Genomic DNA, 14,940 nt, shown 5'->3' with positions numbered 1-14,940 from the left:
ATTCATTAAAAAACCAACCTCCATGAATACAAAACATTCAGCGAAGCTCATCGCATTTCTTTTAGCATTTACATTCTATTTCAACCTCTCTAACCTCTCTGCCCAGACATTAGAAGAAGTAGCTCCCGAAAAAGTGGGGATGTCTTCGGAAAGGCTTGAGTTTTTAACCAACACCCTTGAACAGTACGCAGACAACTCAAAATTATCGGGTGGAGTGGCCTTGGTAGCAAGACGGGGACAGATCGCCTATTTTAATGCTTTTGGAAGGAGTGATATTGAAAACAACACTTTAATGGAAAAGAATTCCATTTTCCGTATCGCCTCCCAAACAAAAGCCATCGTAAGTGTTGGCATCATGATGCTTCAAGAAGAAGGCAAACTATTGATCACCGATCCGGTAGGGAAATATATTCCCGATTTTCAGGAAACCACCGTTGCAGAACCAAAAGAAGACGGCGGTTATGAAATTGTAAAAGCCAAGAGACCCATTACCATCCGCGACTTACTCACACACACTTCAGGAATTGGATATGGAGGTGGAATCGCAGCCGATCTTTGGGAAAAAGCAAAGATACAAGGCTGGTATTTTGCAGACCGGAACGAACCCATCCTGGAAACCGTGAAAAGAATGGCCGATCTACCATTTGAATCCCAACCGGGAGAAAAATTTGTATATGGATACAACACCGATATCCTCGGTGCATTGATTGAAGTGGTATCGGGGGAACCTCTTGACAAATTCCTTCAAAAACGTATCCTTGACCCTTTGGGAATGAACGATACGCATTTTTACCTTCCAAAAAATAAAGAAGAACGCCTGGCCGTTGTTTATTCTCCGGCTGAAGATGACTTGAAAAAAGCTCCCGCTCCGGGTGGTATGGTTGGTCAGGGGGAATATGTAGACGGACCCCGAATGAGTTTTTCCGGGGGTGCTGGTTTTCTAAGTACCGCAATGGATTATGCAAAGTTCCTTCAAATGATGCTGAATGGTGGAGAGCTTAACGGAAAACGTATCATCTCCCCTAAAACAGTAGAACTCATGACCGTCAATCACTTGACTGAGGCGTCTTTTCCTTGGGTTGGAGGTACCGGTTTTGGTTTGGGCTTTTCCGTGGTGGAAGATCTGGGCGCTAGAGGCCTGTTGGGATCGGAAGGAGAATATGGTTGGGGCGGAGCCTATCATTCTACGTATTGGGTGGATCCTCAGGAAGAGCTTGTGGTGGTTTATTTCACGCAACTGATCCCTGACGGCGGACTCGACGATCACAATAAATTAAGAGCATTGATCTATCAGGCATTAATTGATTAGCCTGAGTTCGATTATTAATTAAATATCTGAAAATAAAAACCATTAAGGCATTAAGAGACATTAAGTTGCTTAAAAAATACCTTAATTACATTAACTCCTTAATGGTTTACTCACTAAGTACGTGAAAAAATAGGGAGCAAATAAGATGCAAAATATAGATTTTGACACGGTAGACGACTTTCTCGACTATCTGCCCGACAACGAAAGAAAGATTGTTGACTACCTGCGGCGCATCATTCTTGAATGTATCCCCGGTTGTACTGAAAAGCTATCCTATAATGTTCCTTTTTATTACCGACACGCAAGAATATGCTTTATATGGCCTTCGTCTGTTCCTTGGGGAAAAGTAAAAGCAGGAGTGCAATTGGGTTTTTGTAATGGTAACTTATTGCAAGATGAACTCAATTATCTCGACAAAGGGGGTAGAAAACAAGTGTACAGCAAAACTTTTACGGACATCAAAGCGATTGATGTTGACCTTCTGAAGACTTATATCTTTGATGCAGTTAAGGTTGACAAACAGCTAAAAAAGAAGAAATGAAAGCTGAAAGCGACTATAAAATACCGGCAAAAACCCGAATCGGACACATACATCTAAAAGTAGCCGATATACAACGGTCCCTTGACTTTTATTGCGGCTTGTTAGGGTTTGAACTGATTACTACCTATGGCACTGATGCCGCTTTTATTTCCGCAGGAGGATACCACCATCATATTGGTTTGAACGTCTGGTACAGCAAAAATGCACCACCGGCTCCCAAAAATACACCCGGACTTTTTCATACTGCCATTTTATATCCTACTCGAAAAGACCTTGCCACGATCTTCCAGCGATTGCAAAAAGCTGATTATCCGTTTACAGGTGCGTCAGACCACGGGGTTTCTGAAGCTTTATACCTTGATGATCCCGATGGAAATGGTGTTGAACTCTACTGGGACAGACCCCGGGATCAATGGCCTACCAAAGATGATGGCTCCATAGCTATGTATACCAGACCGCTGAACCTTATTGATTTATTGAGTGAGATTAAAGAGAAATGAAGGTGCTAACCATCAATAACGCCATTTCCGGTTTTGGTTTAGACTTTCCATCTCTTCTATTTCTTTCTCAGGAATTACTTTGAGGAATGAAGGATGCTGTTCTATGGCGTATTCAATTTTTTCAACGATTTCGTCGATGGATTCGTTATCATAATCAATTTCCAGAGGCTCTTTGATGACCATCGATTGTAGTATCCCTTTTTTCTTTACCCGGAGTCCTTTTCTGTCAAACGATCTTCTGAATCCGTCTATCACCACCGGGATCACAATGGGTTTGTATTGTTTGATGATATGGGCCGTTCCCTTTCTGATAGGCTTCCAGGGGCGCGTTGTCCCCTGCGGAAATGTGATCACCCAACCGTCTTCCAAAGCTATGCCTATACTTTCTGTATCATTGGGGTTGACTTCCCTTTTTACCTCTTTTCCTTTAGACCTCCATGTACGCTCTACCGTAATCGCCCCCGCATAAGCCAATATTTTTGGCAATAGCCCCGATTTCATGGTTTCCTTGGCGGCTATATAATAAATATTGAGTTTGGGCTGCCATAGGTAACTAACATCCTTGATACTGTCTCCCCGATTGCTCAAACTTGCATTAAACACGTGGAACATAGCCACCACATCCGCAAAATAGGTTTGGTGATTGGATACGAAAAGTACTCCGGTATCGGGTAGGTTTTTGATTACTTCAGACCCTTCGATCTGCAATTCGTTAAACCCCCGGTACCTTCTATGCGTCATGACCCCTGCAATGCGGATAAGCCATTTCTTTAAAAATAAAATATGTCCAAAAGGATTTTCTTTGAATAATCCCATTTAGTTGTAGTTATATGCTAGTGTTTACAAAGCGACAAAAATACGAAAACTTAGGCATTGCTCAGTTCTTTAAACATTTCTTTAACCTCGCTCAACATCATAGCGGTAGCTCCCCAAACGGTATAACGATTTAATTTAAAGGTGGGTACCTCCATATTTTCAGCATAGGATGTTGTAATATTTTCTTTACAAACCGTGTTTTCATCTATCAAATCGGAAAAAGAGGCTTCTATGATCTCTTCTACTTCCTCTTCCTCGGGAACAAAACGCAACGGCTTTTCAGAAACGCACAAGAAAGGATGTACCATATAATTACTCGGCGGAATGTATAAGGGTGTTAGTTTTTTTATCAGTTGAATATCCTCCGGGTCCACCCCTACTTCTTCTTGGGTTTCCCGCAGGGCTGTGTCTTCAAGGTTTCTGTCTTCCTCCTCTACTTTCCCACCCGGAAATCCAACCTGATTGGAATGTACGCCATTGTAGGCTTTCCGCAGAATCAACAAAAAACGGGTTTGTCCGTCTGTAGCCGGGTAAAACAGTGCTGCCACAGCCGATTGCTTGACGTCGATTTCATTGAGATCGATTTGGTTCATGTATTCGATTCTGAACAAAGGTGTCATTTTGTTGTGGGAATCTTGCCCGGGGAGTGGCATATTTTTTATTTTTGGGATCAAATCGTAAAAATTATCAAACTTCATATGCGGACATATTGTTATCAGATAGCTACAATATTACTATTATTTATTTTATCGGCTTGTGGTGAAACTTCCAAAAAAAAGACCAAAACAGAGCAAACTGTTGTTAAAGATACCATTGCTGTAGATTCTGCTACGGTTAAAGAAGAAGAAAAGGAGGAAGAACCCTTTAGACTGACTGATGAAAACGCAATCCCTTTTTTCTTTGAATACCAAAAGGAACACAAAGAACACATCGTTAAGATCAATACTTCCATGGGGAGTTTTGTGGTTGATCTCTATGAGCAAACGCCTTATCACAGAGCGAACTTTATCTATCTGACCAAAAAGAAATATTTCAACAATACCTATTTCCACCGGGTGGTGAAGAATTTTATCATTCAGGGTGGGAATACCGATATGCTTTCTACCGCAAAAAAGAGGGACAGTATCGGACTGTATTTATTGCCTCCCGACACCCGAAAGGGTTTTAAGCACCACCGTGGCGTAATCTCCATGCCCAGCAGTGACGATGTGAGCAATCCGCATAAACTGGCTTCTCCCTACGAATTCTTTATCGTGACCACCCGTCCGGGGTCGTATCACCTCGATGGAAAGTACACCGCCTTTGGCAGGGTGATCTCCGGAATGAATGTGGTGGATAAAATCAACCACGTGCCTACTGATGAAGGAGAATGGCCGATGAAAAACGTGATCATTGAGTCTGTGGAGATTGTGGAGTGAAAATAAGAAATTAGAAATACGAAGTTAGAAGTGGAAAGTTGTGAATAAGTCGGAGAGCAGGTGACCGATGACAGGTGTTTTTAAAGGGAGCTTGGGTTGTTTTCAGGTAACAAAAAAGCTGCTTCTATAGTTTAGAAACAGCTTTTTTTATTTTTAAAAAGGGAATTCTTAGCTATTATTTACGCTTAGATTCATCCTTTTTTGCTTTTACGTCAGCTTTTGTCTCTGCATTTGTCTCTACTTCTGCTTTTTTGGCTTCAACCTTTGTTTCTACTTCAGAATCCATTTCAGCTTTGGCATCTACTGTTTCGGTAGATTTTTCTGTAGCTTCTGCTTTGGCTTCTTCTTCAGTCTCAACGGCTGTTTCAACAGCGGCCTCTTTCTTTTCAGCTGCTTTTTCTACTGCAGCTTCTTTTACTTCTGTAGCTTTTTCAAGTGCAGCCTCCTTTTTTTCGGTGGCCATTTCTACGGCATCAGTAGCTGCATCGGTTTTTACCTCAGCATTGACTTCTGTAGCTTGCTCAACATTAAGTTCTTGAGAAAATCCGGTTTGGGCAACGCCTAAAAATCCGGCTAATAATGCTACATTCAATATTGTTCTTGTTTTCATTTTAATTAATTTTTGTAAGTTCCTACTTGTAAGATATACGAGCCCAATGCACAATAAAGATGTTTTAAGCACAAAAATTTAATATTCCATATAGGAAGTTAGAGGTTAGAAGTGGGAAGTTTTCATAATAAATTAAGGATGCAAGAAAGTAAAACGGGGACGCTACAAAGTAAATTAGGGATGCAAGAAAGTAAAATGGGGGCGCTACAAAATAAAGTAGGGATGCAGAAAAGTAAAATAGGGATGCTACAAAGTAAAGTAGGGATGCAGAAAAGTAAAATAGGGATACAAAAAAGTAAAATGGGGATACTACAAAGTAAAGTAGGGATGCAAAAAAGTAAAATGGGGATGTAAGAAAGTAACATAGGAACGCCCCAAAGTAAAATTGGGGTCTGTTCCTGTTAAATTGGGTTTGTTATTATGTATTAAGGGTTTGTAAATTTTATCCCGGACACCTTGGTGTACTCTGGAGCGGTAGCACCATATACACTTTTGACGTATTTTTTTACATCCAAGGCAATGTCATACAAGCCGGTGTCTTCGGCATACAACAACTCGTTTCGCTCTATTAGTGCGGCGTTGAGTTCGGCTTCGGTTTGGTCTACGGCTTTGGTGCTTTCGACCATGGTTGTTTGAAAGTTTTTTAATTCTTCCAATTTTAGCTCTTCTATATTGGGATTATAGCTGGGTATGTTTTCCAACAGTTGTAACAATTTTGAAAAATTGTCTGCCAATTGTGTATAGGATTGGCGGGAGGTTGAGACTGTGGTGGTTGTTCCTTTTGCCCCCACGCCGGCTGGCTCGTCGCTAAAAACATCCACTGGATCTTTTTTTAACGCTCCGCCCCTCTTTCTATTGCCGTGGATCAGGTTGTTTAAGGACTTGGCCTGGGCAAAATCCCCATCGGGAAGATTGAGAATGTCCAGATGGTTGACGATCCTTGTGGTGGTTGGTCTCAGCTCTTCATAGGCATCCTGTCTGGCGTGGATGGCTTGCTTGTTGATGGTGCGTTTTTCTTCCACCTTGTTTAAGACTTCCGTCGCCTTGGTGTACAACTGTGTGAGGTTTTCTTTTTTTAACTCCTCTACCGATGGATTGTAGGCTCCGAACACGGAAATTTGTTCGATCATTTTCTGTAGGTTGGCCACATTTATAGCATGGCCGGTCTCATAAGTTTGATTCATATTATAAATTATTTAGGTTTATTACTACGTATAAACATATAACTTATATCATTAATTTCCTATAAACAGCGTATTTATATTACAAAAAGAGGTTGTAATAAGGAAACAAAACGCTATAAAGTTTCAAAACCTTAAGGGATTTTTGCGGTTTGATTGGTGGTTTAAGGTTTAAAATTAAAGATTGGAAATTTGTTTTATTGGGTTTGTTGGAATGTTGACCCTCAAAGTCGGGAGACTTTTCGGAGCTGATTTTCCACTAGCATAAAGCGTTGATTTATTCTATTTCCCCGTTTATCGTTTCCATGATTTCCCTGAAACTATTTAGTCCGGATTCGATGTTTTCAATTATTTCACTTGCTAAAATGTCCGGATCCGGTAAATTATCTAAATCGGTCAAACTCTTGTCTTTTAGCCAAAAAATATCCAAACTGGTTTTGTCCCTCGCCATGATTTCTTCATAACTGTATTTACGCCACCTGCCCTCTTCATTTTCTACACTCCAAGTTTCTTTACGTTTGTTGATGTTACCGGGATTATAAAGTTTGACAAACTCAGCCAAATCGGCCTCAGTCATGGTTTTTTTCTTTAAGGTATGGTGAACATTGGTGCGGTAATCATAAAACCAAATCTCTTTTGTCCACGGGTCTTTGCTTGCGGGCTTGTTGTTAAAAAACAAAACATTGGCTTTTACTCCCGGGCGATAAAATATTCCTGTCGGTAATCGGAAAACAGTATGCAACTCTGTTGTTTTCATCAACTGCTTGCGCACTTCCTCTCCTGCACCACCTTCAAACAACACATTGTCAGGTAATACCACCGCAGCTTCGCCATTTATTTTTAGCATGGTTTTTATGTGCTGCAAAAAGTTGAGTTGTTTGTTTGATGTGGTTTCCCAAAAGTCTTGACGGTTGTAACTTAAATCTTCTTTTTCTGCTTCACCTTCTTCATTGGTGATTGTCATACTACTTTTTTTGCCAAAAGGTGGGTTTGCCAACACATAATCAAAGCGTTTTCCATCATCTGCTATCAAGGCATCATTAGGGCTTATATATGATTCTCCATCTATTTCACCAATGTTGTGCAAGTACATATTCATTAAACACATTCGGCGGGTATTGGCTACAATTTCGTTTCCGTGAAAAGTCGAGTTTTTTATAAACTCTTTCTCTTCTCGATCCAGTTTATTGTGTTTTGTAATCCAATCGTAAGCGGTCAGAAAGAAACCGCCCGTGCCACAGGCCGGATCGGCAATGGTTTTTAGCGGCTTGGGCTGTACACAAGCCACCATGGTTTTTATCAGGGCACGGGGCGTAAAATACTGGCCGGCACCACTTTTGGTGTCTTCGGCATTTTTCTGTAATAAACCTTCGTAAATTTTACCTTTAATATCCGCGCCCATCATATTCCAATCTTCGCGATCTATCATATCGATAACCCTGAGCAGTTTGGCCGGATCCTGAATTTTGTTTTGGCTTTTGGTAAAAATTTGCCCGAGCATGCCTTTTTCTGTGGAAAGGGTACGCAACAACTGACTGTAAAAAGCTTCCAATTCGGCACCGCGCTTGCTTGACAGCGTTTCCCAATTGCAGGTTTCGGCATCAGGCTGTTCGTTGCCTTCTACGTCTTTTAGTTTAGGGAATTTTAAACCTTTGTTATAGGGCGGTTTGTTAAGCTCATCTGCCATTTTTAAGAACAGCAAATAGGTAATTTGTTCTAAATAATCTCCATAACCTACGCCATCGTCGCGTAGTACGTTGGCTAGGTTCCATATTTTTGATATGATTGTTGAATCTGTCATTCTTTATTTTTGTTTTTTTCTGCTTTAATTTTTTCTAATAAAACCGAAGCCGGCTCATAATCCTTATGCTGTTTGCACTTTGCTATTTCTTCTTCACTAAGCAGCTTGCCCTCAAAGGCTTTTTTCAAGATGCTTTGGCGTAGGGCTTGAGCTTTTTCGAGGCTGTCCGCTATGTTTTGCTCTACGGCATCACAAACCGATAGGCGGCTTTCTATTTCGTGGACGATGCGGTGTTGTTCTTGGATTGAACATAAGGGAACCTGATATGATTTTAATGAATTTGCATCAATACTCTCAACAGTTGTTCCGTCTTTTGAACAGGAATGTCGTATATCAGATTCATTTCCTAATAAATACCAATAAACATATTCCGAATACCAATTTTCATTTAGAAAAACTGTTTGTATATCTTGATTTACGCACAGTCTTCTTTTAGCAATTGCAATAGGGAATATTCTTCTTAAAATACCACTTCTCATTACAAATAAAAGAGATTCTTTTTCTATCCATTTAGTACTAGAATTTGGTATTGCTAATTCTGTAATGTGCCTTTCTGTATCGTGAATTTCTTTTGTTTTTACATCACGTGAACTAACCCAAGGAATATCACCATTTTCCCAATACTCATTTATTCTTTTACTTGGTGTACCACCACCTTTCCATTCACCACATTCATTTAAAGGAACTAATTCCTCAATTCCCTCAAACGCCTTTTTAAGTACGGCTTGGCGATAGGTTTTAAGTTGGTCTTGGGCTTTTTTAAGGTCGGCTATACCGTTGTCCAGACTGCTAAAGAGGGTTTCTATTTTTTGGACGATGGCGTGTTTTTCTGGTAAAGGTGGTAAAAGGAACTTCTTTTTTGAGAAAACCGAAATCCAATATCTCTTATGTGTATCGCTTCTAACTTGATTTACCTGCATTGCATAATAAACAAAAGGTATATTCACCAATTTGCTGGTTGGCACAAGTATTTTCATTGCAGATGATTTTACTTTAAATTTAAAATTTACAAATTGTGAAGCAGTTGTAAAATCATCAAAAATTATAGTTGGTAAATTGTCGAAAACACCATCAGTTTCATTGGTGTACCCTTTAATAAAAGTTTTACCGGCAGTTAAAACAGGTGTCTTATAACTGTCATTATACTTGGTGCTTTTAACTATATATCTTGTTGGTTGTTCGTAATCCAATAAGTCTTGAAAGCAACACTCTGCCCAATCTTGTTTTGTCATCTTTTAAGGTAGCTTTTTCATTTTTCCCCTCAATGTAAAGGTATATGCAAAAGGTTTATTCCCTTTTATGGCAATATCACATATTTCTTTCCAATTTTTAGCAATAGCTTCTACCATTTCCATAATGGCAAGTCCTTTCTTCTTGCTTGGTCCTCTTAACAAAAACAGCCCCACATTATTCTTTTTATATAATTCCAGTTCATCTTTTCGTCTAGTAATATTAATATCTTGTGTTATAACGCAAGCTTTTTGTTTACCTACCTTGGGTATCCAATCAATATCTTTTGCGCCATAGCCATAAACATCAGGTAAATACTTAACCTCAATATTATTACCGGTCTTTAGATTTTCTGGAGCTTGAATGGTGTTGAAACCATCCGCTAGATGCTTGGGCATATTTTCGTCAAGATAAATAATCATGCTGCAGTACAAAATTCAATAGCATGATTTACTTCGTCTTCTGTAAGTCCGTAAACATGAGCAATATAGTTTACGGGATCTCCGGCACTATGGTGTTTGTGGATTATCTCTGGAAAGATATTTTTTCCATCGATTACAGGATGACCAAATCTTCTTTTGGGGTCTACCAGAATTGATTTATCTTTTCCTATAGGCCAAAATCTGGTAGCAAGGTCATTATTGTCAAAATCAAGGTTCACAAAAAACTTCTTGACAATACTTAAATTGAACTGTTTAGTGCCGTCAAGTTGTAGTATTGTATCAGAGTTGGTTTCAAAAAAGATTTTTTTACCATCACTTCTGAGGCTTTCCAAAACCTTTTTTTTCGCAAAAGGAAAAGGGGTTTTGAACATTTCCATTAATTCTTTGTGAGCGTTGAGCACTTCTTTTGGTTTAACCCCGGCTTCAGATAACAACATCATTATATAGAATTCTACAAATGTGTGAAAACTCACTGCTCTTGTGCCATGCATTTGCCAAGAGTATTTAGAACCGTATATTTTCCCTAATTTACCATCCCAATACTTATTCATCCAAGTATACACCTTTTGATATGGCACACGAAGTATTTGGGCTATTTCACTAGCCGTATAAATACCAATTCCTAATTTAGGTGCATTTTCGAAGTTCATTAAGTTGTTTTGTGTTATCAAATTCAAATTTATGATGTTTTTGTTATTAAAATAGCACATTTAACATTAAGCTGCCAATACTTCATTTAATTTATTGATAATAGAATCCATATCCGTGTCAAACAATTGGTACTGTTTCCGTTATAAATTATAGCAATATCCCCCAAAGTACATTCAATCCAATCTTCTTTCATTACTTCATCATGATTTTTTCAACAACATTTGTCGCGCTTCCGGGCATAGAAGGGGAAGATACGTCTTTTAATAATCCAGTATCGGCTCTGCTAAACAACGCTTGTAAAACCATCTGCCTGTCGCCATCTTCTACATTTCCATCTTTTCGTAGTGCTAAATACAAATAGGTTAGTTGTTCTCTTTCTTCAGCATCTCTTGCCAAATGGAATGAACTAAAACTCAATTTAGCTAAAATTTTAATTCCATAAGCCAGTAGAGAAAGAAACGAAATGAAAACAATTGACCATTTTATAGCGGTTCCTACATTTTTAAATATCAAACTAATAGAATCGTTAGAAATAGCACCCAATACAAAATACAACAGTCCGGCAGCAAAAACCACTAAAGCAACCAACCACGCCATATATTTTTTTCCATCACGTTTTAAGGCTATAGCTCTTTTGCTCCAAAATTCGGCAGGTGATTTTAATCTTAATAATTCTCTGTATGTTTTTTCTAAATCTGAACGGTGTTTTTCAGTGTCAGAAATAAAATTATCATGCTTATCTTTAGCTGCATTAAACCAAGTGTCGTATGCTGTTTCTTTGGTTTCTTTGGTTTCATCAATAGCTTTGGCGTAATCTTCACCTTTTTGCTTTGCTTCGTCAAGGTATTCATTTAAATGCTTTTCCGATTTATTCAGATATTTATTAAAATCGTTACGTAGTCTTGTGATTGAGGCTTTTTCCGCATTGCGTCTTTCAGTAATTAGAGTGTGGTCTTTTTGAATAAATTCATACGCCATCAAATAAGCTGTGAAACTTTTTGCGGTGTTAGGTGCTATATTTTGATTGATCCCTAGCGCATTCAGAAAATTGAATACATCTTGATTATATTCTGGTTGTTCGATATTGACCTTAATCAAAAACTCAGTTTGAGGACAATCATAAGTATAAACAATCTTTGTATGATTGACTGTAACTGTTCTAGAAATATTATTCCACTGATTGACAAGTTGATTCTCATTCCAAGTTTCAGAATTTGCAACAATTCGGTCTAAGTTGTTTAATGTGTTGATGAAAAAATTAACTGAGTTTTGAAGTGTTGGAGGAATATTGTCAAGGTTGTCCCAGCCTTCCTTTTGTTTCTGAAAATATAGATAAATACTAGTAAAACTTTCGAGGCTTTCGGCTAGCCCAATAGTGGTGAAGCTAAGGCTTAATGTAGCACTTTTAAACCAATCAGGGGATTGTGCATTTTGTATGGCTGATTTGAGTTCTTTTATTGTCATATCTACGCTGCTAGAACTTCATTCAGTTCGTTAATAATCTCGTTCATATCCTTACCAAACAATTGGTACATTTTACCCTTGCCGCCGTGGGCATCAAAAGGGGTATAATCCAAATCGTCTATATCTATATGGTAACTGCTGGTTACGTGGTCTTTTATCATACGTAGCCAGTCCAGTTGCTCTGGTGTAAAGCGGTTGTGCTGCCCGGTGTGCTGTTTAAAAATCCACTGGTTAAAATTGGCTTCAATAGTTTTGTCGAAAGGCTTTAACTCTTGGTCTATACCACAAGCCTTGCGTATTAACGAGACCAAAGCAGTCAGTTCGTCTTTGGGTTGCTTACTTTTTACATCTTCTATTTGCGTATAGGCCTCCCAAACATAATCGGGTACCAAGAGTGGTTTTTCCAAGCGCAATTTTTCCATGATGTCTTTTATCATGTTAAACGTAATGTTCCTGCGGTTATAGGGTTGGTTGTAAAAGATGCTCAGGGCTTTAATTTCGTCTTTGTTGGCTTCGAGATATTCGGTAAAATCCTGGATAATTTCTTTGGCTTTATCTACAGAGGTGGTGTCCCACTCACTTTTGATAACGGTGTCTATGTTTACACTGTCTATAATTTGTTCGTGCTGTTTGCGTACGTTTTCCAGATAGTCGTTGAGCTCGCCATTGAAGGTTGTGCCGGCTTCCAAAATAAGTTGTTCTTGGGCTTTCTTTTTAGCTTCTTCAACCAAAGCAGGTGTTCTGTCCTGTTCAGGAATTTTATTGATTTCTACTTGTGCTTTTTCGTCAATGGCGTCTTGGTCATAGGCGGTAATCAGTTCTTTGGTAATTTGTTTTAAGTTTTTACCACAGGAAAATTCGAGTAACTTATCCTTTTCCTTTTCTGTGATTTGCTTTTCTAAACGAATTAGGCGGTTGGCCAATGATAAAAATAAATCTTCGTCTGCTACGCCCATGGTTACTGCACCCAACAAATCTTTCATGGGCACCGATTTTTTGCGTTCCAGCGGACGGCTATCGGTCTTTTTAGACCTTGTAGCGCCTACGGCATCTACAATAACAAAGTGGGTTTTGCTTTTAGCTGTTTTGGTAACTTTTTGAAAAGAATCACTATTGATTGTGCGTGTACCGCGGCCTTTCATTTGTTCAAAATAGTTGATGCTTTTTACATCACGCATAAACAATAAAACTTCCAAAGGTTTTACATCTGTTCCCGTTGCAATCATATCAACCGTAACGGCAATACGCGGGTAATAGGAATTTCTAAAACGGTTCAAGACAGATTTTGGGTCTTCGTCTATTTTGTAGGTTACTTTTTTGCAAAAGTCATTGCCTTCGTCAAATTCTTCACGGATTATTTTGATGATATCGTCTGCATGGCTATCGGTTTTAGCAAAAACAAGGGTTTTAGGCACTTCGTATTCGCCGTTTTCGTCCACACGGTTTGGGTAAATAGTCGTTTTTAGGGCCTTTTTGTATTCCCGAATGATGTTTCTAATTTGGCTTGGGTTGACTACCTTTTTATCCAAATCATTGCGTTGGTATTGGGTGTCTTCATCTTCTTGCTGCCAACGCTTTTTTCGTGTTAGTTTATCACGCCTATCAACAAACCAACCTGCTTTTACGGTTTCGCCGTGTTTTGATATTTCGGTTTCTATCGTATAAACATCGTAAGGCACATTTACACCATCTGTCACCGATTCTTCATAGGTGTATTCACTTACCACATTTTCATTGAAAAAACCAAAGGTTCTTTTGTCGGGTGTAGCGGTTAAACCTATGAGGAAAGCATCAAAATAGTCTAAAACTTGCTTCCAAAGGTTGTAAATGGAACGGTGGCACTCGTCAATCACAATAAAATCAAACTGTTCTATAGGCACGTTTGGCGTGTATTCTACCGGAATGGCTTTGGCTTTGCTCATTTGTTTTTTGAGCCAAGTGTTCTCTTCAGGGTTTTCCTCTTCGGCACTTTCATCCAATTCTTCGCCTTTTAAAATAGAATAAAGGCGTTGTATGGTTGAAATACACACTTGACTATCAGAAGCAATATGGCTTGATGACAACCGCTGCACGTTGTACAGCTCAATGAATTTTCGGTTGTCGTCTGTGGGTTGATAGGTCATAAATTCCTGTTCTGCTTGTTCACCCAAATTTTTAGTGTCCACCAAAAATAAAATGCGTTTAGCGTCTGCGTGTTTAAGCAGGCGATAGATAAAAGTAGCAGCCGTAAAGGTTTTTCCTGCACCCGTGGCCATTTGTATCAAGGCCTTGGGGCGGTTGTTTTTAAAGGACTGTTCCAGGTTATTGATGGCCACAATCTGCGCAGGGCGAAGTCCTGTTGTGTCCAAAGCGGGAATGAACAACAAACGTTCACGAAGGCTTTTTTTCTTTTTAAGCCATTGAGCAATGGTTTCGGGTTTGTGAAAACTGAACACATTGCGCCCTCTTGGTTTGGGATCGCGATAATCAGTAAACCGTGTGATAGTGCCAGTACTTTCATACACAAAAGGCAAGGGGTCGTTGTTGAGGTATTTTAGTTTTGCCTTGGCGTATTCCGTGGATTGTTCTTCAACCACGGTAAGCCTGTGACCTTCATCTTCGCGTTTGGCTTCTATGATGCCTACAGGTTTTCTATCTACAAACAATACATAATCGGCAGGACCAACATCGGTTTGATATTCACGAACGGCAATTCCTTTACCGAAAGATAAATCTATTTTACTTTTAGACTGTACCAACCATCCAGCAGCACGCAACATATCGTCTATTTTGTCACGGGCTATTTGTTCAGGGTTTTGGTTAAGGTTTTCAGTCATTATATTATATTAGTTTAGTTTACCAAAATACATAATTTTTGGTTAATGGAATGTTGAGAATGCGAGGATGCAGCATTTGTCGTCTGTTCTTCTCTATACGAGGAGTATGTAGTTAGAAGTTTTTAAAAACGGTCAACCTTATTTAGGGATGTACACCAAA

General features: G+C 39.1%; 15 protein-coding genes. 5 read left to right on the top strand and 10 right to left on the bottom strand.

What is annotated here, in order from left to right; translation table 11 throughout:
* The first annotated feature begins 22 nt into the window (after window positions 1-22).
* The 3 genes from OOZ15_RS16080 to OOZ15_RS16070 all read left to right on the top strand — a co-directional run bounded on the left by OOZ15_RS16080 (window position 23) and on the right by OOZ15_RS16070 (window position 2,350).
* Window positions 23-1,309, top strand: coding sequence for a serine hydrolase domain-containing protein (locus tag OOZ15_RS16080; RefSeq protein ID WP_265957463.1), 1,287 nt, complete (start codon window positions 23-25; stop codon window positions 1,307-1,309).
* A 145-nt stretch (window positions 1,310-1,454) separates the two neighbouring features.
* Window positions 1,455-1,850 (top strand): DUF1801 domain-containing protein, encoded by a 396-nt coding sequence (locus OOZ15_RS16075; protein WP_265957462.1) that lies wholly within the window; start codon window positions 1,455-1,457, stop codon window positions 1,848-1,850.
* Window positions 1,847-2,350, top strand: coding sequence for a VOC family protein (locus OOZ15_RS16070; protein ID WP_265957461.1), 504 nt, complete (start codon window positions 1,847-1,849; stop codon window positions 2,348-2,350). The genes OOZ15_RS16075 and OOZ15_RS16070 overlap by 4 nt, the downstream gene beginning before the upstream one ends.
* A 12-nt stretch (window positions 2,351-2,362) precedes the next feature.
* Here the strand turns inward: OOZ15_RS16070 and OOZ15_RS16065 are convergent, their stop codons facing one another.
* Together OOZ15_RS16065 and OOZ15_RS16060 are read right to left on the bottom strand one after the other, a co-directional pair.
* On the bottom strand, window positions 2,363-3,166 hold the full coding sequence (locus OOZ15_RS16065) for a lysophospholipid acyltransferase family protein (RefSeq protein ID WP_265957460.1): 804 nt from the start codon (window positions 3,164-3,166) through the stop codon (window positions 2,363-2,365).
* Window positions 3,167-3,216: 50 nt separating this feature from the next.
* Window positions 3,217-3,864: an NUDIX hydrolase gene (locus OOZ15_RS16060; protein WP_265957459.1), complete on the bottom strand. Its 648-nt coding sequence runs from the start codon at window positions 3,862-3,864 to the stop codon at window positions 3,217-3,219.
* Here OOZ15_RS16060 and OOZ15_RS16055 point away from each other — a divergent pair, their 5' ends adjacent.
* Window positions 3,865-4,584: a peptidylprolyl isomerase gene (locus OOZ15_RS16055; RefSeq protein ID WP_265957458.1), complete on the top strand. Its 720-nt coding sequence runs from the start codon at window positions 3,865-3,867 to the stop codon at window positions 4,582-4,584.
* 175 nt (window positions 4,585-4,759) lie between these two features.
* On the opposite strand, the gene OOZ15_RS16050 is transcribed toward OOZ15_RS16055, so the two are convergent.
* A complete protein-coding gene (locus OOZ15_RS16050) occupies window positions 4,760-5,194 on the bottom strand; it encodes a hypothetical protein (RefSeq protein WP_265957457.1) in 435 nt (144 codons plus the stop codon).
* Between the two features lie 138 nt (window positions 5,195-5,332).
* Between OOZ15_RS16050 and OOZ15_RS16045 the strand changes: the two genes are divergently transcribed.
* Window positions 5,333-5,548: a hypothetical protein gene (locus OOZ15_RS16045; protein ID WP_265957456.1), complete on the top strand. Its 216-nt coding sequence runs from the start codon at window positions 5,333-5,335 to the stop codon at window positions 5,546-5,548.
* 71 nt (window positions 5,549-5,619) lie between these two features.
* Here OOZ15_RS16045 and OOZ15_RS16040 read toward each other — a convergent pair whose 3' ends face one another.
* From OOZ15_RS16040 to OOZ15_RS16010, 7 genes are all read right to left on the bottom strand, one after another.
* Window positions 5,620-6,378 carry a glycosyltransferase family protein gene (locus tag OOZ15_RS16040; protein WP_265957455.1) on the bottom strand — a complete coding sequence of 253 codons (759 nt, stop codon included), beginning with the start codon at window positions 6,376-6,378 and terminating at the stop codon, window positions 5,620-5,622.
* Between the two features lie 274 nt (window positions 6,379-6,652).
* Window positions 6,653-8,176, bottom strand: coding sequence for a class I SAM-dependent DNA methyltransferase (locus OOZ15_RS16035; protein WP_265957454.1), 1,524 nt, complete (start codon window positions 8,174-8,176; stop codon window positions 6,653-6,655).
* Window positions 8,173-9,408, bottom strand: a complete 1,236-nt coding sequence (locus tag OOZ15_RS16030; protein ID WP_265957453.1) for a restriction endonuclease subunit S — start codon at window positions 9,406-9,408, stop codon at window positions 8,173-8,175. Before OOZ15_RS16030 ends, OOZ15_RS16035 begins: the two co-directional genes overlap by 4 nt.
* Before the next feature lie 3 nt (window positions 9,409-9,411).
* Window positions 9,412-9,804 carry a PIN-like domain-containing protein gene (locus OOZ15_RS16025; protein WP_265957452.1) on the bottom strand — a complete coding sequence of 131 codons (393 nt, stop codon included), beginning with the start codon at window positions 9,802-9,804 and terminating at the stop codon, window positions 9,412-9,414.
* A gap of 20 nt (window positions 9,805-9,824) precedes the next feature.
* Window positions 9,825-10,499, bottom strand: a complete 675-nt coding sequence (locus OOZ15_RS16020; protein ID WP_265957451.1) for a DUF433 domain-containing protein — start codon at window positions 10,497-10,499, stop codon at window positions 9,825-9,827.
* 193 nt (window positions 10,500-10,692) lie between these two features.
* Window positions 10,693-11,964, bottom strand: coding sequence for a DUF6161 domain-containing protein (locus OOZ15_RS16015; protein ID WP_265957450.1), 1,272 nt, complete (start codon window positions 11,962-11,964; stop codon window positions 10,693-10,695).
* Between the two features lie 2 nt (window positions 11,965-11,966).
* Window positions 11,967-14,780 carry a type I restriction endonuclease subunit R gene (locus OOZ15_RS16010; RefSeq protein ID WP_265957449.1) on the bottom strand — a complete coding sequence of 938 codons (2,814 nt, stop codon included), beginning with the start codon at window positions 14,778-14,780 and terminating at the stop codon, window positions 11,967-11,969.
* Window positions 14,781-14,940 lie beyond the last annotated feature (160 nt).

The organism is Galbibacter kalidii (assembly GCF_026241135.1).
Classification (GTDB): Bacteria; Bacteroidota; Bacteroidia; order Flavobacteriales; family Flavobacteriaceae; genus Galbibacter.
This window is presented reverse-complemented; position numbering and strand designations above follow the sequence as displayed.